Annotated in this window: 14 protein-coding genes; 2 read left to right on the forward strand and 12 right to left on the reverse strand. The window is 38.3% G+C overall.

All coding sequences use genetic code 11. The annotated features are described in order from the left end of the window. Positions 1 to 57 precede the first annotated feature (57 nt). The 10 genes from BC008_RS14545 to rpsT all read right to left on the reverse strand — a co-directional run bounded on the left by BC008_RS14545 (position 58) and on the right by rpsT (position 21,292). Positions 58 to 2,103, reverse strand: a complete 2,046-nt coding sequence (locus tag BC008_RS14545; RefSeq protein WP_027841810.1) for a protein kinase domain-containing protein — start codon at positions 2,101 to 2,103, stop codon at positions 58 to 60. Positions 2,104 to 2,417: 314 nt separating this feature from the next. Then, on the reverse strand, positions 2,418 to 3,968 hold the full coding sequence (locus BC008_RS14550; protein ID WP_058183628.1) for a protein kinase domain-containing protein: 1,551 nt from the start codon (positions 3,966 to 3,968) through the stop codon (positions 2,418 to 2,420). A gap of 757 nt (positions 3,969 to 4,725) precedes the next feature. After that, positions 4,726 to 5,160, reverse strand: coding sequence for a universal stress protein (locus BC008_RS14555; RefSeq protein WP_027842274.1), 435 nt, complete (start codon positions 5,158 to 5,160; stop codon positions 4,726 to 4,728). Positions 5,161 to 5,785: 625 nt separating this feature from the next. Then, complete coding sequence (gene hisD, locus BC008_RS14560) at positions 5,786 to 7,150, reverse strand: histidinol dehydrogenase (RefSeq protein ID WP_058183629.1); 1,365 nt, start codon at positions 7,148 to 7,150, stop codon at positions 5,786 to 5,788. A gap of 1,938 nt (positions 7,151 to 9,088) precedes the next feature. Continuing rightward, positions 9,089 to 13,141, reverse strand: a complete 4,053-nt coding sequence (locus BC008_RS14565) for a DNA-directed RNA polymerase subunit beta'' (RefSeq protein ID WP_058183630.1) — start codon at positions 13,139 to 13,141, stop codon at positions 9,089 to 9,091. A gap of 581 nt (positions 13,142 to 13,722) precedes the next feature. Continuing rightward, positions 13,723 to 15,600 (reverse strand): DNA-directed RNA polymerase subunit gamma, encoded by a 1,878-nt coding sequence (locus tag BC008_RS14570; protein WP_027842275.1) that lies wholly within the window; start codon positions 15,598 to 15,600, stop codon positions 13,723 to 13,725. Between the two features lie 353 nt (positions 15,601 to 15,953). Further along, on the reverse strand, positions 15,954 to 19,352 hold the full coding sequence (gene rpoB / locus BC008_RS14575; RefSeq protein ID WP_027842276.1) for a DNA-directed RNA polymerase subunit beta: 3,399 nt from the start codon (positions 19,350 to 19,352) through the stop codon (positions 15,954 to 15,956). A gap of 108 nt (positions 19,353 to 19,460) precedes the next feature. Next, positions 19,461 to 19,598, reverse strand: coding sequence for a hypothetical protein (locus tag BC008_RS51345; protein ID WP_235595866.1), 138 nt, complete (start codon positions 19,596 to 19,598; stop codon positions 19,461 to 19,463). A 479-nt stretch (positions 19,599 to 20,077) separates the two neighbouring features. Next, positions 20,078 to 20,872: a TatD family hydrolase gene (locus BC008_RS14580; RefSeq protein WP_027842277.1), complete on the reverse strand. Its 795-nt coding sequence runs from the start codon at positions 20,870 to 20,872 to the stop codon at positions 20,078 to 20,080. Positions 20,873 to 20,986: 114 nt separating this feature from the next. After that, on the reverse strand, positions 20,987 to 21,292 hold the full coding sequence (rpsT, locus tag BC008_RS14585; protein WP_027842278.1) for a 30S ribosomal protein S20: 306 nt from the start codon (positions 21,290 to 21,292) through the stop codon (positions 20,987 to 20,989). A gap of 794 nt (positions 21,293 to 22,086) precedes the next feature. On the opposite strand from rpsT, the gene BC008_RS14590 reads away from it, so the two are divergent. Next, positions 22,087 to 22,416: a hypothetical protein gene (locus BC008_RS14590; RefSeq protein ID WP_027842279.1), complete on the forward strand. Its 330-nt coding sequence runs from the start codon at positions 22,087 to 22,089 to the stop codon at positions 22,414 to 22,416. 72 nt (positions 22,417 to 22,488) lie between these two features. Continuing rightward, entirely contained in the window at positions 22,489 to 23,034 is a 546-nt protein-coding gene (locus BC008_RS14595; RefSeq protein WP_027842280.1) for a GIY-YIG nuclease family protein, read from the forward strand. Positions 23,035 to 23,081: 47 nt separating this feature from the next. Here BC008_RS14595 and BC008_RS14600 read toward each other — a convergent pair whose 3' ends face one another. After that, complete coding sequence (locus BC008_RS14600; protein WP_058183631.1) at positions 23,082 to 24,218, reverse strand: nucleotidyltransferase domain-containing protein; 1,137 nt, start codon at positions 24,216 to 24,218, stop codon at positions 23,082 to 23,084. A 168-nt stretch (positions 24,219 to 24,386) separates the two neighbouring features. Then, entirely contained in the window at positions 24,387 to 25,013 is a 627-nt protein-coding gene (locus tag BC008_RS14605; protein WP_027842282.1) for a class I SAM-dependent methyltransferase, read from the reverse strand. Positions 25,014 to 25,167: the final 154 nt, after the last annotated feature.

The following is a 25,167-nucleotide window of genomic DNA, read 5'->3' on the forward strand; positions in this document are numbered from 1 at the left end:
ATTAATATTTTTTAATTAAATGGTTAACGGTTAAACTTAATGCTTAACCGTTAACAATTAACATCCACTGTGTAGTTTGGAATCCCAGACTGCTATGTAAATTCTACCTTTTTGATTGCGTTCAATAACTCCTTTTAATCCATTTCCTCTAAAGCAGTGTTTTCTCTTTTGACGCTGATAAACTCTTTCTAATTCTTTTTTAATATCATTCGATATATTACCGCCTAACATTCCTTGTAGCGTTACTTGCATCGCATCTTTGCCTGCAGATTGAGGAAAGGAAACTTCTGTTTGTCTTAAGGCTCCAGATGTTTTATCGACTATGTAGCCAAGATCTACCTCATTTGGCTGATTATAAAGATAAGCTCGGGTGTTTCTGTATACTCCTCGAGAATTTTTATTTGGTCTTCCTAGGGTTCCTTGAATAGCATCCTTCGTTGTTCCAACAGGAAAAGCAGGAACTCTAATATTGTTATTTCTATTTGCTGCTATTTGTTGCTCTTCAATTTTTGCTTTCTGTTCCTGTGGAGAATTTGTTTCCTCGGAAGAAACTTCAGGGGATTTTTCTTGGGGAGAAGCAGAATTTTCTGGTGACGACTGAGTTTTTTCTCCATCTTGTCCTATGGGAGTATTATCTGGAGTAGAAGATGTGGGTACAGTCGAACGATTATTTTCTGAATTCTGGACAGTATTTGTTGATTCTGAGTTTACTTGCTGATTTGTTTCATTCTCTTGAGTAGCTTTTTCTGACTCGCTTTCTTCAGTATTTTCTGGCTCTTGTTGTGTCTTTGCAGCAGATTCTACATTTGTATCAACTGGTGCTGTATTCGTATCAACAGGTGGGGAAGGTGAGGTTACCGGATTAAGCTTATTTTCAGGTTCAGTGTTAGGCGATGGAGATGTTAAAGAATTTTCCGTAGGATTTTTGTCTCCAGGGTTAATTGAAGATGGTGTTTCCCTGGCTGATTCAACATTTGATTTAGCAAAACTCTCTTCACTTTTTTCCTGACGCTCAAAGCTGGAAATTGCAAAACTGGAAATGGCTATTGCACCAAGTAAGCTACCAAGTATTAAACTCCCAATAATTACAGGGGGTTTTTGCCAAACTTGCGAGGTCAAAATCGAAGAAGTTGGAGCGACTGAATTATTTTTGGAATTGGATAAAGATTTAGATTTCTGTACGGGTTGATTGGACTTACCAGCATTGGGAGCAAGAGCAATAGTTTTTTGAGTTACTGGCTGTTTGGGTTTGACTTTGATGGTGCTGGGAATGCCCGTATTTTCAGTCTTCAAAGCATCGAGCATTTTACTCGCAGTGGTGAAGCGATCGCCTGCTTGAAGTTGAATAGCTTGATTCAAGATTTGAGCTAGTTGGGGAGAAACTCCCGGTGCATATTCTTGCCAACGTATTTCCCCTGTTTGGCGATCTGTTTGTAACTCTTGAGGACATTTACCAGTCAACAGAAAAATTGCTGTTAAACCCAAACTATAAATATCTGTCGCATAAATTGGACGTCCAATCGCCTGCTCGCTGGGCATGTAACCTGGCGTACCAATAATTAATGATTCTGTAAAGCGTCCTGGAGAATTTGCAATTGTGCGTATAGTTTCTTTGACCGCACCAAAATCAATCAAAACTGGTTTGCCAGTATTAGCAGATAAAATAACATTATCCGGTTTAATATCCCGATGAATAATATGTTTACTGTGCACGTAATCAAGGACAGAAAGCAAATTTAATAAAATGCTTTTCACTTCCGTTTCTGAAAGAGCACCTTTGGCTTCAATTATTTCAGTTAAAGTTTGACCTTGGATCCATTCCTGAACCAGATAAAAGAGTCCCTGTTCGGAAAAATAAGCATAGAGCTTAGGAACTTGGTCGCTACCTTCACCCAAAAACTCTAATGTCGCAGCTTCTCTTTCGAAGCGTTGTTTGATTTTTTCATAAGTTCGTGGGTCACCTGTTATGGTCTTAAGTTTTTTAATGACACAACGACGACGAGAAGGCATATAGGTATCTTCAGCCAAAAAGGTTTCACCAAATCCACCTGCACCTAATACTTCGATCACCTGATAACGATTGTTCAGCAGCTTTGTGTTCATGCTCCGTGAAAAGCTGTAATATTATTATTTTTACTTATAGTAAGCACACCTTTAAAAGAGTACATCACAACTAAAAGAGTACATTACAACATGTGCAGACGCGATTAGATAGAAGAAATATCCCAAATATAAGAATTTAAAAATAAATTACAAGTATGCTTGAAAGACCGATTATTATCTAAATATTGTTCGATACAATTCTCAAAACAGTGAACAGTAGTGATGAAGTAGTTCGCTACTGGAAATATATAGGAACAAAATATCTTATAAATCCTTAAAACATATAACCAATTAACAATTATCATTTAATAAATTTATTTCGGAAAATATCTTTTATTATTACTGTCCTGATATTTAGCAATAAATTCTACGTTTTGTATTTCTATATCCGAGAGCAAATTGTCTGGGAAGTCCTGTGGTAGATACTTGGGCTTGTACCAAGGCTGTTTATCAAAATATTCTTGTAATTTGATAGTCCTAAAACGATAGCCGTGACGAGCAAAAACCGAATTTCGCATGATATCTAGGTCTAAGGCACTTTTATCATCCAAATCTACATTTTTTGCTAATCTTTGAGAAAGCCAAGAGTAATCATCACTAGGAGGTTCAGCCGTCTCGGAAATTTGAGATTCTGTATTGGGTTTTTGAATTGTATTGGGTTGTTGAATTGTATTAGGTTTTTGAATTGTATTGGGTTGTTGAATTGTATTAGGTTTTTGAATTGTATTAGGTTTTTGAATTGTATTTGGTTGTTGAATAGATGTTTGGGTATTTGGTTCCACAACTTGTGGCGATCTATTTAACATAAAACCAATAATTACCGAAGCACCAATCAAACTCCCTAGGATTGAACTCCCTATGGCTAAACCGAGAATAAGATTTTTTTTACTTTCTCCAGCGTCCGATTTATTCGTACTAGAAATGTTTGTAGTTGAAAATAAATCTTGTCTTATAATATCAGGCGATGCTGATGAAGACGAAACAGCAAAACTAGGTGGTTGAGTATCTACTGGCTCTCGGACATAATGCACCGTCGGATCTAAAGGTACAAAATCACTTTCTAGAGCTTCTAACATTTCTCCCGCAGTAGAAAAACGATCTCTTGGATGATATTGGGTTACTTTATCAATTACCCCTATCATTCCTGGACTTATACCTGCTGCATATTCATGCCAGATAAGTTCTCCAGTAATTGGGTTTACTTGTAACTCTTGGGGTTTTTTACCTGTCAATAGATATATTGCTGTCATTCCCAAACTGTAGAGGTCACTTGAGTAGACCGGCCTACCTGCTGCTTGTTCGCTGGACATATATCCTGGGGTACCAATAATAATCGAACGTGCAGCATTCCCCTGGGAATTAATTACAGTTCCCATTATTTCTCTTACTGCACCAAAATCTATCAATATAGGTTTTTTATCTCGGTGCCGCAAAATGATATTTTCTGGTTTAATATCCCGATGAATAATCTTTTGGTTGTGTACGTATTCTAAAATTGGTAGCAAGCTGGTTAAGATATCTTGTACTTCATTTTCAGATAAAGACTCTTGCTTCTGAATTTTTGCAGTTAACGTCTCACCTTCCACATATTCTTGTACTAAATAAAATCGCTCTTTAAACTGAAAGTAAGCATATAGGCTAGGAATTTGATCGTTATTTTCTCCCAATTTTTCTAACACTGCAGCTTCTCGCCCAAATCGCTCTTGTACCAATTCGTAAACCTGGGGGTTACTAGCTATTGGTTTTAATTGTTTAATCACGCAACGACGCAAGGAAGGCATTTGGGTATCTTCTGCTAAAAAAGTTTCCCCAAATCCACCGCTTCCTAAGGTTTGCAAAACTTGATAGCGGTTATTAAGCAGCATCGGTGTTAGTTTACAAGAATATAACAGTATCGTATTTAAAGTTGGATGCTAGTAAGATACTAGCACTTCGAATAATTATATATCAGTAAAAATTGACAACATGTATAAAATAGTGTACGCAAGATGTTATGGTACTATTTTATTTAAGTCCATTTGAATGAGCTTCATTGCGATATTGGAAAAGTATATAACTATTGTATGCAACTTAGCATTTCATTTAGCTGCAGCTAACGAACACTCAATACTTACGTATGCTAATGCTGAATTTTAACAAAAGTTACAAACTTATATTCACAGGTTTCAGCGCGGTCTGTTATGTTTTACGGTACGTGTTTAGCCTGCAGCACCGACGTTTGAACGCATTAAGCGCGGCGCGGATGTGAGGGGCACTTACGGTGAACGGCTACGCCGCTTATAAACACCGCAGGTGCGGCTCAGCCTGTAATCAATACCTATCAAGAAGCTACAGAGATATTTAGAATAAACTTTATATGAAATAAAGGAAAATAAAATTTAAGGCTAGTTGCTACCAATTATGACTATTAGATGAATGAAAATATCATTCATGATGCAATTAAATCTTGATTTCTTAACTTAATTACTTCATTAAAATACTTTTAAAATCCAGACAAAAGAGTAATGTTTATTCTTTTACCGATAAAATACATAACTTTAATCTAAATTTCAGATCGGCCAAATTTATAGTCAAACTTATATTAACCAAATACGAAGTAGTTAATTATTAGTAAACAGTCAGCTACCTGTATAATTTTGGTTTAACAACTAAAACCGAACATTGAGCATCCTCAAGTACTTGGGAACTGACAGAACCTTCAATAATTCGTTTCATACCAGTTAAACCACGAGTACCAATCACAATCAAATCTGCTTTATAGATGTTGGCAAGACGAATAATTTCTTCAGCTGTATCTCCACTGACTAATTCCAATTCACTATCTACTTTTAATTGGGCTTGGTAAGACTGTAATTGTTTTTCCACTTGTACGTAAGGAAGAGTTGCTGACTCTGAATGGGGACGGTCTGCGACTAGCTGCATTTCTGATTCTGGAGGTGGAAAGACGTGACAAAAAACAACTTTGCTATTTGAAGGGAGTAGTAATTCTTGCAAAGTCTGAATAACCTGTCCTGATATTTCTGAACCATCCAGAGCAACTAAAACTGTCTTTAGCACCACTATTTTCTCCTCAAGAGTAAGAGCCAACATCTAACATCAAATTGGTAATCTTAAAACAAGCTATGGCACCCAAGCATAGCCAAAGTAGAAAGATGCTGCGGTTTGTATATTCCTTAAACTTTAGTTTGAGGCCATTAACTAGTTTTTGTCAAAGGTCTCCAAAAAAATTAAGAATTAAGCATCGCTCGAAATAGACAATAAATTTCCAAATGTAAAATTATTCATGATTAAAAATAAATAGAGCAATTAAACTGACATTAGCTATAAGGTCTTTGGATAATAATATTTATTTCAATCTTTATATCACTATATTTTTGCGTTAGGACATTTTTTATTTCTTGTCTTACTCAGCATTAGCACCCTGCGAGGTAGCTACGCCGGATGGCGCGTTGAAAGAGCACAGAGTCTGTTCAGCTTGCTGCGTCCAAGCCTGTTCCCAGTTTCCTGTTCTCTTTATAGCAAAATATGCAAAATATAATCTCCCAGCTTATAGCCTCGGAGCACAAAACCCACTCCTTTTAGACGTGGGAGTGTCAACTCAGAAATATTAAGCAAATTAAAAATATTAAGCAAATTAAAGAGACGCAGAAATTCCACGTCTCCAACTTAAAAAAATAATTATTTATTCTGTTTCTCGATTTCGAAATTCCGACTGAGTATTATTTTCTGGAGAAGGTGTTTCTTGTCGCTCTTCTTTTCGAATCCGACGTTTGACTGAATCAGCATGGGAAGGTAAACCTTCTGTTGTTGCTAATAAGTCAATTGCACCTGCGACTTTTTCTAAAGCTGTATGAGAATACTGGATAATACTGGAGTGTTTAAGAAAAGTTTCCACACTCAATGCTGAGGAATAACGGGCTGCTCCGGAAGTTGGTAATGTATGATTTGGTCCAGCCAAATAATCTCCTACAGCTTCTGGTGTTGAATGACCTAAAAATATTGCCCCAGCATGGCGGATTTGAGGTAACAAAGCCCAAGGGTCTTCGATTTCTAATTCCAAATGTTCCGGTGCAAATTCATTTGAAAATTCTGCTGCTGCTTGCAAAGATTCCACAACTACTATCAGACCATAGTGAGCGATCGCTTTTTCTGTAAGGGTACGCCTTGGATGATCGACTAGTTGTCTTTCTACTGCTACTTGTACATTTTTTGCCAACACCGTATCATTCGTGAGCAATATTGCCGCAGCCATCGGGTCATGTTCGGCTTGGGCAAGCAAATCAGTTGCTACGTCGACCGGGTTGGCTGTTTTATCTGCAATAATTAGTACTTCACTTGGTCCTGCTAAAGAATCAATGCCTACGGTCCCGTAGACCTGTTTCTTCGCTAAGGTAACGTAAATATTACCTGGTCCAGTTATTAGATCGACCTTGGGGATTGTCTCTGTACCATAGGCAAGAGCCGCTACAGCCTGTGCTCCACCAATACGATAAATTTCCTTAACACCAGCTTCTTGTGCTGCAACTAGCACTGCTGGATTAATCCCATTGTCCCCTCCTGGTGGAGTTACCATTACTATGCGCTCGACACCAGCAACTCTTGCTGGAATCGCATTCATTAGCACCGTACTTGGATAAGCGGCTCGACCACCAGGAACGTACAGACCTGCACTATCTACTGGTGTATAACGCTTGCCTAGCACAATTTCATCCGAACCAAAGTGCACCCAATCTTTCGGGACTCGCTGGCGGTGAAAAGCCTCTATTCTCCGACACGCTAGTTTAATTGCTTCGAGCAAGTCTGAGTTAACTTTCTGATAAGCAATGTCTAGTTCTGAGCCACTAACGCGCAGTTCCTCAGGAGTGAATTTTTGTTTGTCAAATTCTGCAGTGTAATGTAGCAGAGCTTTGTCACCTTGAGATTTCACAGATTGCAACACTTCTTTTACTGTTGCTTCCTTGTGAAATACTTGTTCGTCATTTGTGCGATTGCAGATCCGCTGTAGTTCAGCTATTACATCTGCTTGCTGAGTGATGATTCGCAGCATGGAGTAAGGACAATGCCAACTTTAATATATACCCACCTGAATTCAAAATATTGCTTACCTTCCTCAAAAGAGGTTTTAGTAGCTTTTTTGAACTCTGTTATCTAGCTTAACTTGTATTTTTTTAAAACTTCCATGGCTTGAGGGCACATGGTGTTAGTTAATCTAGGTTAAAAATTTACTTACTATACATTTAGTTTTTGAGTGCAAACTAAATGTAGGTTGTATTAGATATGCTCTATTCTGACTATTTTCCCAATTTCAAAAAAGTATTTGTAAATGGGTGTACTTGTTACTAGTGCCACACACTATATTCATTCATCAAAAGGGATAACAGTATAAATTTTACCTATCCTTGTAATTCATGAGCTATTAGTTGTACAAACGCTATATATCAAAATCTTAGTTTCTGGTACCCATATTTGGGAAATTAACAATTTATTTGACTTAGTTGATATGTCCTAATTGGGGACATACTATATTTAAATTATTTACCTCTGTTTATAACTTTACATTGATAAACTTGGGTAAGTTAGAGTGCGCCGTACTTTAGTATCTTAATTTTAACGCATTTTTTGCTTGAAAAACATACTGATTTGTTTAGTTTGTAAACTTCGAAATCATTGGAACAATAATTTAGGTGGCACTATCTCAGATACAGCATTCAATTATCTTAGGTTACTTTGCATTCTTTACGAAATTTTTACAATTGGCTTACTATAGTTTTGAATGAATCACTACTTATTATTTTCAAGATTATTGAAAGATATTATTGATATTACTTTGAAAGTATAACAATATAAGTGTATTAATATTTACTTAACTATGTATATTACCTTGCAAGCTAATATTTCAAGATAAAAATTCAACTATGAAAAATAATATTACTCAGACTATTTTGATGGCAGGTTTAAATTATTTGTTTGTGGTTTAAAATTAATCATATTCTTGTATTTCACATCATTAGTATTTTTATTCTAAAAAAAGCTACTTATAGAGATTTATCTGATTATTTTAAGTAAGCTGTTACCTATTTATAATTATTATATTTGAAGTTAAAAAAAAGCATTAATTTTGAAAATACAGTCATATAAAAATCTTATTTCGTGATTCAATGCCAAACTACTAGCGACAAACAAGTGTTTCATAATCAAACCTACTAATACTGTAAAGTAACTAGGGCTTGCTGAATAATACTAGAAAGTAATACAGGTTAGGTTTTAAAGTTTTTTCGTGTCAAACAAGTGCAAGGAAATAACATTTACAGTCTCAAAAACCTTGCACTTTAGTTTGCAATATAGCTAGGTAGATTAGAAACTAAGGTATGAAATAACTGTTTTGCAAGCTTTGTGGCTTCTAGATTTACGTAACTCTACTTTTTTAGCTAACGCTACGCTACGCAAACAGCAAGCCATTAATTACCTTTGATTTTGAAAAAATATATATAGCAGTTCCTACTCGATAAAAATAAATCTTGTACATCTTATGTTTGCAAACATAGAAACTAATTCATCGTGACAAAACGTTTATAAAGGACATAGATGTATCTCAAGTTTGCCGTACTGTACTCAACTAACATACTCTATGTTGATGATTAGGATTAAAAATAACAGGATAAAAATTTGTATAGTTAATTAGTTTTTTGTCTTGATATGTAGAGCATATAACTTAGGCAATAGTTATGAATTTAATAATTTATTGACTCAAAAAAAATCTACCTAATGTGAAAAATTATATGTTTTTTACTCCGAATAATGTCAAATGTAAGTCTTTATAAAACCATGGCTCAAGCGTTGGTTAAGTATTTCCATAAGACTAAATAATCTTATGTGAGACAAAATTATAGTGCGATATATCAATTTTTTAATTACACAGAACATAAGTAAGAAAAAAGCATTCTCTTATTATGAGAATGCTTTTTCAAATTACAAAAATATTTACCTAGCTGGAAAAGTCACCAAAGTTAAAACTGCTTCCACCAGGGAAATCATTATTGTTTTGCCGCTCTTCTCCTAAATCCTGAATTTCTGGGGGAATCAATTCATCTTCACCACCTAATATTGAATTATCCATTGTCGGAGACATAAATCCAGATTCAGTAAGGGTCGGCGAGTCTAAATTATAAGCACGAGCAGTACGATCGTCTAACACCATATCCATTGGGTCATCAACCTCATCCAAGACACTACTGGTGAGATCTGTGGGGTAATCATCGATTGGACTGGGTTCTTCATAAGTGTTAAAACCAGTACCTGCAGGAATCAGTCTTCCGATAATTACGTTTTCCTTCAGACCGCGCAACCAGTCGGACTTACCTTCGATTGCGGCTTCAGTAAGTACACGAGTTGTTTCTTGGAATGATGCAGCAGAAATAAAGCTGTCTGTATTCAAAGATGCTTTAGTGATACCTAGCAACACGGGGGTATATTCTGCACGAGCACCACCAGTAATTGCCATTGCTTCATTTACCTGTTCGACTTGGCGTAGTTCTATCAATTCTCCAGGTAACATTGTGGTGTCACCACCATCATCTATACGTACTTTTGAGGTCATTTGACGAACAATTACCTCAATATGTTTGTCGGCAATATCAATACCCTGGGATTGATAAACTGACTGTACTTGATTTACTAAGAATGTTTGGACTTTTTCCAGAGCATAGCTAGCACAAGCGTAGGTACCGTCTTCTGAGCCAAGACTGAAGAATACGTCCAAAATTTCGTGGGGATTTGCAGGTCCATCAGTTAATGTCTGTCCGGCTGTTACAATTTCACCATCGCCGACCATTAAGTTTTGACCGGGACCTAATGTGTAATCCGTAACTACACCATTACTTTCAACGACTTTAACTGCAATTACTTCATCCCCATCACCATAAACAAATTTAACTTCTCCTCCTCTGCGTACCAGCAAACAAGCTTCTTTTGGTTTGCGCGCTTCTAGAAGTTCTTCAATTCTGGGCAAACCTTGGATGATATCCCCAGTTTTAGCTCGTTCATAAACCAGCATCACTAAGTTATCACCACGTTGTACCAGACCACCATCTTCTATTTGCAAGACAGCACCGGGACTGACTCGATATGGACGACCAACACGAATTGTTATGGTGCTTTGTTGGGTTGCTAGTGCCGAGCTATCACCATTTGCAGCGGCTTTGCTGACATGAACAACTTGTCCAGACTCTTCGGTAAATATACCTTCTGCAATAGGAGCCCCTTCAACAAGTAAGTCGCCAACTTTTATCGTCGGTTCCGCATTAATATGCTTGGTGATGGTGTCATTTTCACGCAAGAGTAAACAACGTCGAACTGCTTCTACTCCCTTTTGGACTCCACGAATAATACCTCCCCCTTTGGAAAGAATTTGAGTTCGTGCGACCACTGCTCCAGGTGTAATTGTATCTCCGTCTTTTACTTCTAGTTTGGTTTGAGTACTACCTTGGGTTGCATCAGCAGCTATATCGCGTCGAATCACCAATGATTCGAGGATTACCATCTGTAAACGCTGGATTTCTGAGTTGTCTAAATCTTCAATCAATTCAATGTCCGCAGCTAGGGGAGTAGTATTGATTTCTTGCTCGTTATCTTGCTCTATTTCCAGCACTAACTGAGTTCGCATTAAATCGACACCTTCAACAGATTTAACGCGTTCGGCATCTTTATAGGGCAGTCTTTGCACTGCTCGCAATTGAATTGAACGTCCTGTTTGCTGACTGACTGAAGTTGTAGAAGGAACGTTTGGGTTTTCAGAAACGGGGAACTCTACCACTGGGCGAGTTAGAATTGCCGGACCTTCGGGAGAATCTATATATTCAACGTAACGTAATTGGGAAACGACTTGTCCTAAGATTTCCTCACCTGGTTGGACAAATGAGCCATCCTTACCCATGATTTTCTCAGGGTCGTCGACCATTAAGAGTTCTCCAGGTTTAATAACCACTTCTCGGAGAATATCATTTTTCTGGGTAACTTCGACTACACCACTATTTTGGCAGAAGATATCTTTAACTACTTCTGTTCCGGCTTCTACATACTTACCATCTTCTACGAGTAAGAGGGAAATATCTTTATTTACCTCATGGGTTTCTTCAGGAATCCACAGTAAGGTTCCACCTTTGGTTACTTCATAACCTTGTTTTGCCTTACCTTTTTTCTGGATTTCAACATCGGCATATTTGAGTAAACCTCCTGTTGTGGTGCGGTAGCGATCGTCAATCAACTCCGCAACTACTTGACCGTTTTGAACTTTGGTTCCAGGAGTTGCCCGCAAATTGAAGGATTGATTATTTCCAGTGGTAATTAAGTAATTATTACGACCTTGCTGACTTTGTACGGTAACTTTTGCTTGGTCTAGGACTACCGAAGCAGTGATAATTTCAATTTCTCTGGTTGACTTACCAGGAATTGGTTCCGGTAAGCGAACTACACCTCCATGGGTTGTTGTTAATTTTGTTTCTGCCAACACGCCATTGGTGTCAATTCTGTCACCATTTTTCACTACCAGCTCGGCTCCTGGTGGAAGATTATATACTTCCCCAGATAAAATCCAGATTAGTCCTCCTCGTGCAGCAGTAGTGGTAGTATTACCTTGACGGTCAGTTTTTTGTTCTGAAGTTACTCCGGCAAACTTAACTTCTCCAGCCAAGTCAGAAGCCACGTCTTTCACAGCTTTCTCTGTATTGGCACGAGTACCGCGCGCACCCAAGGCAACTTCTGCCAATAGTTCACCTTGTTTTACCTGCTGACCTTCAACAATATATAAAGTTGAACCTTGGGTCATCGAAATCTCTTTCGATGTTTGACCGCTTGCTGATTCGATAACTAAACTACCATTAGTTTCTACGTACAACGCATCTTCCCCATGGCGGGTACGGTAGGGTCTGGTACGGAATTTTTTCTTAAAGACGACTTTCCCGTCAGTTTTTGAACGTACTTGTTGAGCAACTTCACCAGTAAATACACCACCAGTGTGGAAAGTACGCATGGTCAACTGGGTTCCAGGCTCACCAATACTTTGAGCAGCAATAATACCTACAGCTTCACCCAAATCTACCATCTTGGCATGTGCCAAACTCCAGCCATAGCAGGACTGACATACCGAACGAGCAGCTTCACAGGTAAGAGGAGAACGAACTTGCACTTCCTGCACGCCAGATTTTTCAATTTCACTCGCCAGTTCTTCAGAAATCGGGGTATTACGTGCGGCAATTAATTCTTTGGTTTTGGGATGTATGACATCAACGCCGATTACGCGTCCCAGCAAACGTGTAGCCAGAGGGATTAATATTTTCTCGCCTTCTCTCATCGGACGTATGGGAATAACCCGACTAGTACCACAGTCGATTTCCCGAATAATTACGTCTTGAGATACGTCTACTAGGCGACGGGTAAGATAACCAGAGTCAGCAGTTCTCAATGCTGTATCTACTAGTCCTTTGCGCGCACCATAAGACGAAATAATATATTCGGTAACAGTAAGTCCTTCCCGGAAGTTTGTTTTAATTGGTAAGGCAATAATTTGTCCTTGGGGATCTGCCATTAGTCCCCGCATACCTACCAATTGTCGAACCTGGGAAATATTACCCCTTGCCCCAGAGTTCTGCATCATGTATACCGAATTCAAGGGATTACTTTTCTCAAAGTTATAAACTACTTCATCTTTGAGAGTTTCGTTGGTATTATTCCAAGTGTCAATAACTTTTTGGAATCGTTCAACTTCAGTAATTTCTCCCCTTTGATAACGTTCCTCGGTAGCTCGAATTTCAGCTTCTGCAGCATCCAGTAAAGTTCGTTTGGATGGAGGCACCATCAAATCATCGATACTGATGGAAACTCCGGCTTTAGTAGCGTAACGAAATCCTAAAGCTTTTAATTTATCTGCCATCACGGCCGTGCGTGCCGTACCATAGGTCGTAAAAGACCAAGAAATTAACTTTTTAAGTTGCTTTTTACCAACTACACGATTGCGAAAAATCATTTTTTGCTCGTTACTCATAAGTCCGAGTTCCCTTAGTCAGTTATTAGTAAATAGTGAACTGTCCATCAACTAAAATTACCCAAGCAAAAACTTGGAAAAGCTATTACTTGTTACTTTTTGCTGAGTGATAGATATAAAGATAAGTTTGTTTGTGTTTGTACTTTTCTGTTTTTCCTCGAACGGGTAAAATAGAGAATTTCGCCGGGTATTAACTAACTGCCACATTTGATAATTTGCTCGACAGAGCTAAGGAACTATAAGAAAACAGCGAAGAAATTATTCGTAATTTGCACGCACTACACAGAAGTAGTTTGTAGTAAGCAGATCCCCAAGATAATTTAGTGCAGCTAAGACTCTAACTGCATAATCTCAATAAATTTAGGATGGAAGCTCGTACATTTGTAAGTGGTTTGATTACGAGTTAATAACTGAGTATTACCTTAAAGGTCACTTCTGTGATATTTGCCACATTCTGTTGGTTTGAATGCCCCTTGAAAAACTTGAATACGTACGACAAAAAACTCTAACTTCAAAAACTGTAAGTAACAATTTTGGCTAAGGTCATTGGTGTATGACTTTAGCCTTTATGTTCGTAACCTTTAACTGGCGATCGCTTCTTCAATAGCTTTATTGAAAATTACCCGTCCAGGTGTTGTCTTTATATACTGAGAGATAAAATTACCATTGCCATCTTGTCTGACTCTGCGGAACTTGTACTCTAAAGTTCTACTACCATCACTGTTTTCGTGAACTTTAACTGGTTCTGTATCTGGCTTGTCTGTTTCAACTTCTCCGTCATAGCGTACGTATACGTAAGCATGTAAGTCGATTTGATGTTGTTCGAAAGCTAGAATCACATCATCAAGGGAAGTAAAGTATTTTCCTTCACCTCTCTTTGCTTTAGGATTGTCCGCTGTTAAATAATAAGCACCCAAAACCATATCTTGGCTAGGTGTTACAATTGGTGTCCCGGTTGCTGGCGATAAAATATTATTGGAAGCAAGCATTAATAATCTCGCTTCTGATTGTGCTTCCAAAGACAAGGGTACATGTACCGCCATTTGGTCGCCATCAAAGTCAGCATTAAATGCTGGACAAACCAACGGATGCAACTGAATTGCTCTTCCTTCTACTAAGATTGGCTCAAAAGCTTGGATTCCTAAACGGTGCAGTGTTGGCGCTCGGTTCAACATGACCGGATGTCCTTCAATCACTTCTTCAAGAACATCCCAAACGCTGGGGTCAGCCCTTGATATCAGTTTTTTAGCAGCTTTGATATTGTTGACCATACCGCTACGAATGAGGCGGTTAATCACAAATGGTTGAAACAGTTCGATTGCCATTTCCCTTGGCAAACCACACTGGTGAATTTTTAATTTGGGTCCAACGACAATTACTGAACGTCCGGAGTAATCTACCCGTTTACCTAGTAAGTTTTGTCGGAAACGTCCCTGTTTCCCTTCAATAATATCTGACAAAGATTTTAACGGACGGTTATTCGCTCCAACCACGGTTCGTCCGCGCCGACCGTTATCAATCAAAGCATCTACAGCTTCTTGCAACATCCGTTTTTCATTACGGACAATAATTTCTGGTGCTAAGATTTCTTGCAAACGCGCCAATCGATTATTACGATTAATTACCCGGCGGTATAAATCGTTTAAATCGCTAGTAGCAAATCTACCACCATCTAGCTGTACCATCGGACGTAAATCCGGTGGAATAACGGGAATTACAGTCATTACCATCCACTCTGGCTTGGAACCGGTGGCAATAAAGTTATCGATTACCCGCAAACGTTTAATTAATTTAGCCCGCTTCTGACCCTTGGCTGTGGTAATTTCTTCTCGCAAACCTTCTGCTTCTTGATCCAGAGTTAGATCGGACAGTAAGCGCAGCAGTGCTTCGGCTCCAATACCTACTTCTACTCCTTCAAGTTGAGAATCTTCGCTATAAATTTGATCTTCTATTTCTAGCCATTGATCCTCAGTTAAAAGCTGTTTATAGGTCAAAGTTTCAGCATTTCCAGGACTGAGTACCACGTAGGAATTAAAGTAGACAATTTGCTCCACATCCCGGAGGGGCATATCTAGCAAAATAGAAATATAGCTAGGAATACCTTTGAGATACCAGACGTGAGCTACAGGTGCAGCCAGCTTGATGTAGCCCATACGATGGCGGCGTACTCGCGATTCGGTAACTTCTACACCGCAACGTTCGCAAACTATTCCCCGGTGACGTACCCGTTTATATTTACCGCAGTGACATTCCCAATCTTTTGCCGGACCAAAAATCCGCTCGCAGAACAAGCCATCCATCTCTGGCTTTAAGGTCCGGTAATTAATTGTTTCTGGCTTAGTGACTTCACCTACAACCTGACCGTTAGGTAATGTTCTTTCACCCCATTGGCGAATGCGTTCTGGTGATGCTAAACCGATTTTTACATAGTCAAACTGATTATTCTGGGTATGTCTCATGTGTCTAGTATTCTCCAACTTGAGTTGTGACTTCATGAAGGAACACGGGATGATAAATTCGCCGTGCTAGGAGGATTATTCAATTGTGAGGAGGGCAAAATTTTAAAACTGAGCAGAACTCAAACTCAAACTCAAACTCAAACTCAAAATCAAAATCAGAATCAAAATTAATATTCAAAATTAATACTCAAAATCAAAACTTAAAAGTAAAACCTAATCTTCTTGCAGTTAATTTCTGGAAATAAACTTTGAATCGAAAAGCTCACAGCACAGGGATTTTTCAGCGAAGAATTAAGCATTTATCTACAAGGTGGAAGATTTTAATTTACTCCACCTTGTAGGATTTTATACTTCTATGATTCTTCTTCGATAGATTCGCGAGTGAGGGATTCATAAGTTGGACGGGGTGGAGTCCGGCGAGAACTATTATCTGCCATTAAGTCCACTTCTACATCCAAAGAACTACCATCGTTTTGTGTTTCGACTTTATGCACTGCGATATCAAGTCCAAGGGATTGCAGTTCGCGCATCAAAACTTTGAAGGATTCTGGCGTACCGGGACGAGGAATTGCTTTACCTTTTACGATCGCATTCAAAGCTTCATTACGTCCCTGCATATCATCAGATTTAACTGTGAGTAATTCCTGCAGGGTGTAGGCTGCACCGAATGCTTCCAGCGCCCATACTTCCATTTCTCCAAATCTTTGACCGCCTTGCTGTGCTTTACCACCCAAGGGTTGTTGAGTAACCAAGGAGTAAGGACCTGTGGAGCGAGCGTGAATTTTATCGTCCACCAAATGTACCAGTTTCAGCATGTAAGCCACACCAACGGTAATAGGGCGATCAAATGGTTCTCCCGTACGCCCATCGTATACTACGATTTTGCCCGGATCTTTGGGGTTATATATCCAGTTTTTGTTAGTTTCATCCCTGGCTTCTTGTAATTTGCCATGGACAATTTGGCGAGATGATTCTTCCCCATACATTTCGTCGAAGGGAGTAATCTTGAAACGTACGCCCAAATTTTGACCAGCCCAACCCAGTAAACATTCAAAGACCTGCCCAACATTCATCCGGCTGGGTACGCCCAAGGGATTGAGGACAATATCTACAGGAGAGCCATCTGCCAAGTAAGGCATATCTTCAATTGGTAATATCCGGGAAATAATTCCTTTATTTCCATGGCGTCCTGCCATTTTGTCGCCAACTTGAATTTTCCGTTTCTGGGCTACATATACCCGGACTACCATGTTAGCCCCAGGGGGTAATTCATCACCCTGTTCGCGGGTAAACAAACGTACATCAACTACGCGACCTTTTTCGCCGTTGGGAACTCGCAGAGAATTATCTCGAACGTCTCTTGCTTTTTCACCAAAAATGGCTCGCAAAAGTTTTTCTTCTGGGGGCTGATCTGACTCACCTTTGGGGGTGACTTTACCAACCAAAATATCTCCAGCTTCTACCCACGCACCAATACGAATAATTCCCTGTTCGTCCAATTGACGCAGAGCATCTTCACCAACATTAGGAATTTCCCGAGTAATTTCTTCTGGTCCAAGTTTGGTTTGTCTTGCTTCAATTTCATATTTCTCAATGTGAATCGAAGTATAAACATCATCTTGTACTAGGCGTTCGCTAATCAAAATTGCGTCTTCGTAGTTGTAGCCTTCCCAAGGCATATAAGCAACGACGATATTTTGTCCTAGTGCCAGTTCTCCACCTTCTGTGGAGGAACCATCAGCTAACACTTGTCCGGCAACTACTCTTTCACCGGCACGTACCAGAGGCTTTTGATTCAAACAAGTGTCTTGGTTGGAACGTTGATATTTAGAAAGTTTGTAGACAATTTCGTTTGGACTGGGTTTAGGAGTACCGGTCAATGTTGCGGGAGGATTACTGAACAAGGAAGCTGCAGTTAAAGCTTCTTTAGGTTGTCCCCTGTCGTCACTACCATCTGGAGAAGGCGGACGTACTCGAATTTCAGTTGCATCTACATAGGTTACAATCCCATCAGTACGGGATACCTTCACCATCCCGGAGTCTCTCGCTGCTTGAGCTTCCAAACCAGTACCAACCAATGGGCGTTCTGGTTTAAGTAGAGGTACAGCTTGCCGTTGCATGTTTGAACCCATCAAGGCACGGTTTGCATCGTCGTGCTCCAAGAAGGGAATCATGCTTGTAGCAACAGATACAATTTGTACTGGAGATACCGCTACATAGTCTACTTGGTCTGGTGTAGTTGTTGCCCAATCCTGGCGATAGCGTACGGGGATGATATCGCCAAGAATATTACCGTTCTCATCTACAGGAGTATCACCTGGAGCAACTTGCAAATCATCTTCTTCATCTGCAGTCATGTACGCCACAGGCAAATCAAATTTTACCCGCCCATTTTCTACAGGTCTAAAAGGAGTTTCTAAGAAACCATACAAGTTAACTTTGGCGTGGGTTGCTAAAGAACCAATTAGCCCAGCGTTGGGACCTTCAGGTGTTTCAATCGGACAAATCCGTCCGTAGTGGGAGGGATGAATATCTCGTACGGCGAAGCCAGCCCGTTCCCTGGTTAAACCACCTGGTCCTAGAGCCGAAAGACGACGTTTGTGGGTTAATTCCGCCAATGGATTGGTTTGATCCATGAATTGTGACAGTTGGCTGGAACCAAAAAATTCCTTAATTGCAGCAACCAAAGGTTTAGGATTCACCAATGAAGCAGGGGTGAGAACTTCGGCGTCTGATACGGTCATCCGTTCCCGGATAATCCGCTCTAGACGATTTAAACCTACTCTGACCTGGTTCTGTAATAATTCGCCAACACTTCTAACCCGACGGTTACCCAAGTGGTCGATATCATCGGTGGAACCGATGTCATACTCAAGGTTAATCAAGTAATCGACTGCTGCCAAAATATCTTGGGAAGTCAGAACTCTTACTGTCTCTGGGACTTGTAGGCGTAATTTCTTGTTGAGTTTATAACGTCCTACACGTCCTAAATCGTAACGTTTGGGGTCGAAAAAGCGGGATTCTAGCAGTTGTTGTCCCCCTAAAACCGTTGGGGGTTCGCCGGGACGTAACTTACGATATAACTCCATTAGGGCTTCTTCTTCAGAAAACTGCCCTTCTTTTTCAATTGTTTTTTCGAAGTAATCTGGATGGCGCAAGGCATCCATAATTTCGTTATCTGATAAGCTTAGGGCTTTAAGTAAGACCTGTGCCGATAGTTTGCGGGTTTTATCTATACGTACCCACACCAGATCGTTACGGTCTGTTTCGAACTTGAGCCATGCACCCCGATTAGGAATTAAGCTAGCAGAATAAGTTCGTCGACCGTTTTTGTCAATTTCCGATTTGTAGTAAACCCCAGGCGATCGGACAATTTGGTTAACAATTACCCTTTCAGCACCGTTAATGATGAACGTTCCACGTTCGGTCATTAGGGGTAAATCGCCAATAAATACTTCTTGGTCTTTTACGTGCCCTGTTTCTTTATTAATTAAACGAGTCGGCACGTACATCTGTACAGCATAAGTGCTGTCGCGTCGTTTGGCTTCTTCGACACTGTACTTCGGTTCTTTGAGCTTATAGTTTTGACCTAAAAAGTGCAGTTCTAGTTTGCCAGTATAATCTGTAATGGGACTAAAAGAATTCAGCTCCTCAATTAACCCTTCTTCTAGAAACCAACGAAAACTAGATCGCTGGATTTCAATTAAGTCGGGCAACAGGAAGGCGGGTTCCATTATTGTTTCGTTCGTCATGCCTCTACCTTTGTCAACCTGGTTAAACAAGAACGCAATTACTTGATTTTTTTTCGGGCACCAAATTATCTGAACGCCCGGAACAGACAAAATGGAGCGATTAAGCGATTAAATTATGTCGTTCGCGATTGTAGCAAGGGTATGCTTTCCCCAAACGCTAACAAATTGAGCCAAGGCGGATTTTTTCGGCGCTACACCCAAAATCCACTCCTCAACCGATTTGAGAATATGTTTGGTTTTCCTCACTTCCCCATTCTGACCCCTTGATGTTAATAGTATGTATTTATACTCATCCTCATTGTTTAACGGAAAAGAATATTCACCTCTTTATTCGCATCCCGCGCTCAGTCTTCGCATACGGGTAGTTTCTACTCACAAGGCAATTATGTTTAATAATTTGCTAAAGATTTGTATAATTGGATTGTGGCCTAGAGCAATAGTTTAACTCAAGCTTGTACAAAAACATCATTATCATTCAATTGCGTTCACTTGTAGAGAATACATGGACTTACAAGGAAATAGCAATCTGAATGAGGGAATATCTGTTATATTTTGCTTCCCTTAATTATTATGGCGCAAGCTTTATCATTTGGAATAAATAATAATATCATAATTTCTCTAAGCCGAAGGGTTGAATTTTGAACGTTTGATTTAACTGGGTTTCAAGAGTTTTCAGATTTCAAATTCAAGTTTCAAAGTTTTTAAGGCTTCAAATTCTTAGGATTTCAAAGTTTATGATTCACTAATCCAAACAGTTCGCAAGCATTTCTAGTTGTTTGATTTGCTATTGCTTCTACTGTTTGTCCTCTGATGTCTGCTACTCGCTCTGCAACAAAACGTACGTAAGCAGGTTCATTACGCTTTTGACCGCGTTTGGGGACCGGAGCTAAAAATGGACAGTCAGTTTCAATTAACAGCCTTTCATCCCAAACCATTGCTGCACTAGCTTGAATTTGTTTGGCACTTTTGAAAGTGACCGTACCGCTAAAGCTGATGTGGAAGCCCAAATCCAAAAACCATTGAGTTTCCTCCGGATTACCTCCCCAGCAGTGCATTACGCCACGCAGACGTTCTCCTTTTAAATTTCGCCACTTTGCTAAAACTTTTCTTAAAGGTTCTGCTGCGTTGCGACAGTGGATAATCACAGGCAAATTTAATTCCGTCGCGATCGCCAACTGTTCCTCTAATACAAAATATTGTTGTTCGTAGTTATCGGCTTTGTAAAAGTCCAGCCCAGTTTCACCAATCGCAACAATTTTGGGATCGCTCGTTGCTAAGGACAATATCTGATTTGCCATCCCATCATGCCATTTATCAACATCCAATGGGTGTAGTCCAACTGCAAAACTAACTTCGTCAAAGCGATTAGCTATTTCCTGAATACTAGAAAATTCCGATGGCTCTACACAGGAGTGCACCAAACGTACAACACCCGCCTCTTGCCACCGGGAACGTATTTCTTCTAAATCGACTTTGAACAAGTCAAAGTTAATATGAACGTGAGTGTCAATTAGCTGCATCTTAGTCATGAGCTTAGCTGTCACTTAATATAGACCATTGTTTTCTAGCTGTGGGGTATGAGCTAGAAAAAATTGAATAGCAACTAAATGAATATCGATTATTCGTCAATGACTTTAAGATGCTGTGGCTGTCTCGGGTACTGAAGACTTAAATCTTTTCGCCAATCGGGATTTTTTCCTGGCACCTTTGTTGGGATGGAAAACTCCACGCTTTACTGCGCGATCGATTTTGCTGTAAGCCTCAGACATTCTCTGGTTGACTTCTTGTTTTGATTCTGGGCTGGGATTTGCTGCATAATTATCTACAGCAACTAAGAACTTTTTCGTTAAAGTTCTAACTGCGGATTTATATGCTTTATTCCGCAGTCTATTGCGTTCTGCAATTTGAGCGCGCTTGAGAGCAGACTTTGAATTCGCCACAATTACTTCCTACAAAGGATATTAATACTTACACACACTACTAGAGATACTAATATAGCATTGATATTGCCAATGGTACGATTGAAGCAAAAAATATTTTTGCCGTGGCATGGAGATACATCGCCAGACTTGATTTATTAAGGTACTTTTAAGCAGTTATAAATATTTTATTAAGCCTTTATTCCGTGAACGTTGATATGGATTTTTGAAAAAATTTGTTTTGGTATTAAAGGATTAGTGTTTGTAAAGGGATCGACTTGGATAATTGCTGCTAGAGAAAACCATTTGATTCAAATATAGCAAAAATTTTCAATCTAAGCTTTACCAGCTAAATCTATATCTATTTAGATGGTCTATCACGTGTGTTATCTCATTATAAGATACTATTTGAGGATATGATTTTAAATTTATATTTTCAATCAACTTATATTCAATCACATAAGCATATAAATATTATCCGGTTAGTTAAATTAAAAATGAGACAATAATGTAACCCAAAATAATTATTTAATAGTTGAATAAATAGTCAATTTTATAAATATTGGTAGTTGCTAAATGGCGATTATTGTCTACTTTGTAAAAATTTAAGCCTTTGTGATTTTAGTAAAATATATTATTTTTCATAAATCTTAACTTCGCGTAGATTTTAATAGCTGATTCTTGAGTGCCTTATTACTTAATCATATAAGACTAAAATCTTCATATACTTCGCAAAAATTAAACTATGCAAATTGTGTCACTAAATAATTATCATTTCAGTTATAATTCCTAAATTGATTTTCACCATAATTACAATGGCTTTAAAAATTATTCAAAGTTTTGATGGAAGCTTTGTACTGGATGCAAAAGCAAAAGAAATCCTTTTTAATCTATTAAATAGTGAAAACTTTATTGGACAAATTTGCCAAACACTCAAGTGCAAGGATATAAAATTTACGGAATTACTATTTCAACCCGTACCATATAGTATAAATACACCTAAAGGTATGCCTAAAGAATTTGAAAAGTATCACAAATCTGATGATTATCTAATCGTCAATGTGCCACCAAACTTCATGTTTAATGCCAAGATTTTTAAACCCAGTCGTCTATGTGCGATTTATCAAAAAGTAATTAGCGAGTAAATTCAATTTTGAAATAAGTTGAAGTTGTTTAAAGTTATTTAAAGTAAATTAAAATAATCTCACATTAAGTCTATGCAAGCTCAAACCAACGTACCTGCTTTAAGGGATTTAACAGATATTTCTTTTATTGATGAAAATGGTCAATTACCAGAGCAATACCAGGGCAAAATAGGAGTATATGCCATTTTTGATGCTGAAAAAGTATTGCAATTTGTTGGTTATTCTCGGAATATTTTTATCAGTTTAAAGCAGTGCTTAGTTCGACAACCACAAAAGTGTTACTGGTTAAAAGCTGAAACTATCGAACGTCCTAGTCGTTCTATTTTAGAAAATATTGAGAAAGCTTGGATTGAAGAAAATGGTAGTATCCCTCTAGGGAATGGAGATGAGAAACCAAAATGGACCCAACCGATAGATGCAAAATTACAAATTACCCCAGAAGAGCAGGCGAATTATGAAAATCCTGCTAATGATGAAATCGCCAAAGTGAAAATTCTCAAAAGTGTAGCGCGAAGAGTAGAAGCAGAAATTCTCCAAGTTTTAGAAGCACGAGGTCTAAAAATGCAGGTTCGATTTAATCCAAAGTTGAAGGAAGAAGGTTTGTTGGATTTGAAATAAATCTATCAATGTTAATGTTGTTGATAATACTCGAACTGCTGGGATACTTAAATTGACAATCCCATGCTAGTGGTTTTGAACCAATGAATAAAAGATTGTAAGTACAATAATTTATCTTGTAAGCGCTCTCTTGTTTGTACGTGATAAAGAGTTTTCCCCAAAAATTTCTCTGAAGTTCTTACCTTGTCAAATAATTGAGCGTAAACAAGAGGGATAATTTTTTCTATGATTTTGTCACTTTTGATTTGTTGGTAAATTTCTGGTGGTAAATTCACTTCAAACAGATTTATTGTAAGTAAAAGGCCGACAAAAAGTATTCTTTTACACTGCCATTTCTCGGAATTGTGAATAACTCTTTCCCAATTTAAATTTGGATTGGTATAAATGAGTGTTGCGATGTCGCATAACCAAGCTAATTTTGTCCAGATATGTCTCGAGCCATGGACGCATAAAATGGGCAGATAATACTCAGGGGGTAAGGTTAAAGTAGTAATATTACTGATGTTAATTGGTGTTAGATTATTCCAAAAATCATCTGGCTTGATATCAGTAAAAACTTTTGGTCCTAAACGCCAGTGAACTTCTATGAGAATTTTTTTGGGTTCGTCAATAAAATCATAGGTATGTTGATTTCTCGATCGCAGGTAGGCTAATTCTTGAGCCCGATTCATTTTTCGTTTGGGTTGATATCCCAGAGAAATTAGTAACTCTTTAACTGCAAAAATATCTTTGGGTTGTACCATGATATCTAAATCGCAGAATCGGCGCATACCGACATTACCGTAGATTGAATTTGCTAAAACTGGTCCTTTATAAGGAAATACAGTTATATTTTGTTTTTGTAATAGGGATAAAATTTTTATTAGTTCCCCAGTTATAAACAAGTTATTCTGGGCATTAGCATGAAAAATACTCCGAAGTTCCCTGAGAACGGGTTCGGGAATATATTCTGGGCAGTTATTATTGATACGGCTATATAAAAGAGGTGCGACTCCGTGTCGATAAGCAGTTTTCAGAAAAAACTTCCAATCAATTGGTTTTTGAGCTAAGACTTTAATTTCCTCTAGGGTGCGATCTTCAACTTCGGGATATAGAGCATATAACAGTAACTCTATTTCGGGGCTAATATCGCGACTAAGATTTATTTTCTGTTTTTCGAGGTCTGAATCAGCTAATAGTTGCATATAAAAATATTTTTATAGAATTCTGCACACGGGTATGATGATGCTTTCATCTCATCACCATTCTGAACTCTCGAAGCTAAGTTTCGAAGTAATACCTTGAATTTGAAGCTAAATTACAACTTAAATTTCAATTTATTTTTTGGGAACATCAATATATTGAAAAATTTTTTACTTTTTATCTCCTATCATCAGGTAACTACCATAAACATGTAGATAGGGAAAATAATAACCAAGATATCTTGTTACTTTACCGCTGCCATATACTTTAATACGTGAATAACCCGTGCTTCTCAGTTTTAATTTCAAAGTATCGTGAAAATGTTGAGAAATATGAGCTCCACCTAAAACACTTTCATTACGAATTCTCTTTTTTAAATCTGAAGGATTGGGAGTAGTTAGTAAAAATCTCCCACCTATTTTCAAAACTCGAAATATTTCTATTAAAGTTCGATCTACGTCTGACGGGGATATGTGTTCAATAAATTCTCCAGCAACAACAACATCAAACTTATAGTCGTCACAAGGTATATTTGTTGACAATCCATAAATACCTTGCTCATAAATTGTATTGGGAAGTTTATTTAATCGGTCTCGAACACAATCTAAACCAAAAATCTTCAGTTCTTGATTTAGTTTTTTAAGTACTTGACCTCCTCTCCCAGTATTACATCCAATATCCAATACAGTTTCTACATTCGCAGGGAAAAAGCCATAGAACTGCTGATAGCGCTCTGAAGTAAAAGGATCTTTTTCACTCACTTCCTGCTGTGCATTTAATTCTTCATAAGAAATCATTTTCAAAATCCCTGGAGATACTCATATATGGTTTCAATATGATTTTTTAGTAATTAGGGAAAATTTATAAGTATTGTTTATAAAACTTCTTTATCTGTTGTCCTGAGTTTTCAATTAAATAGAAGCTGTATTTGTTGTGACTAGCGAAACTTGT

Source organism: Mastigocoleus testarum BC008, assembly GCF_001456025.1.
GTDB classification, from domain to species: Bacteria; Cyanobacteriota; Cyanobacteriia; order Cyanobacteriales; family Nostocaceae; genus Mastigocoleus; species Mastigocoleus testarum.

What these genes read in the sequence shown, in the direction of transcription:
- BC008_RS14545 (WP_027841810.1), bottom strand. Translation starts at nt 2,103, where the DNA reads ATGAACACAAAGCTGCTGAACAATCGTTATCAGGTGATCGAAGTATTA.
- BC008_RS14550 (WP_058183628.1), bottom strand. Translation starts at nt 3,968, where the DNA reads ATGCTGCTTAATAACCGCTATCAAGTTTTGCAAACCTTAGGAAGCGGT.
- hisD (WP_058183629.1), bottom strand. Translation starts at nt 7,150, where the DNA reads ATGCTGCGAATCATCACTCAGCAAGCAGATGTAATAGCTGAACTACAG.
- BC008_RS14565 (WP_058183630.1), bottom strand. Translation starts at nt 13,141, where the DNA reads ATGAGTAACGAGCAAAAAATGATTTTTCGCAATCGTGTAGTTGGTAAA.
- BC008_RS14570 (WP_027842275.1), bottom strand. Translation starts at nt 15,600, where the DNA reads ATGAGACATACCCAGAATAATCAGTTTGACTATGTAAAAATCGGTTTA.
- rpoB (WP_027842276.1), bottom strand. Translation starts at nt 19,352, where the DNA reads ATGACGAACGAAACAATAATGGAACCCGCCTTCCTGTTGCCCGACTTA.
- BC008_RS14580 (WP_027842277.1), bottom strand. Translation starts at nt 20,872, where the DNA reads ATGCAGCTAATTGACACTCACGTTCATATTAACTTTGACTTGTTCAAA.
- BC008_RS14590 (WP_027842279.1), top strand. Translation starts at nt 22,087, where the DNA reads ATGGCTTTAAAAATTATTCAAAGTTTTGATGGAAGCTTTGTACTGGAT.
- BC008_RS14595 (WP_027842280.1), top strand. Translation starts at nt 22,489, where the DNA reads ATGCAAGCTCAAACCAACGTACCTGCTTTAAGGGATTTAACAGATATT.
- BC008_RS14600 (WP_058183631.1), bottom strand. Translation starts at nt 24,218, where the DNA reads ATGCAACTATTAGCTGATTCAGACCTCGAAAAACAGAAAATAAATCTT.
- BC008_RS14605 (WP_027842282.1), bottom strand. Translation starts at nt 25,013, where the DNA reads ATGATTTCTTATGAAGAATTAAATGCACAGCAGGAAGTGAGTGAAAAA.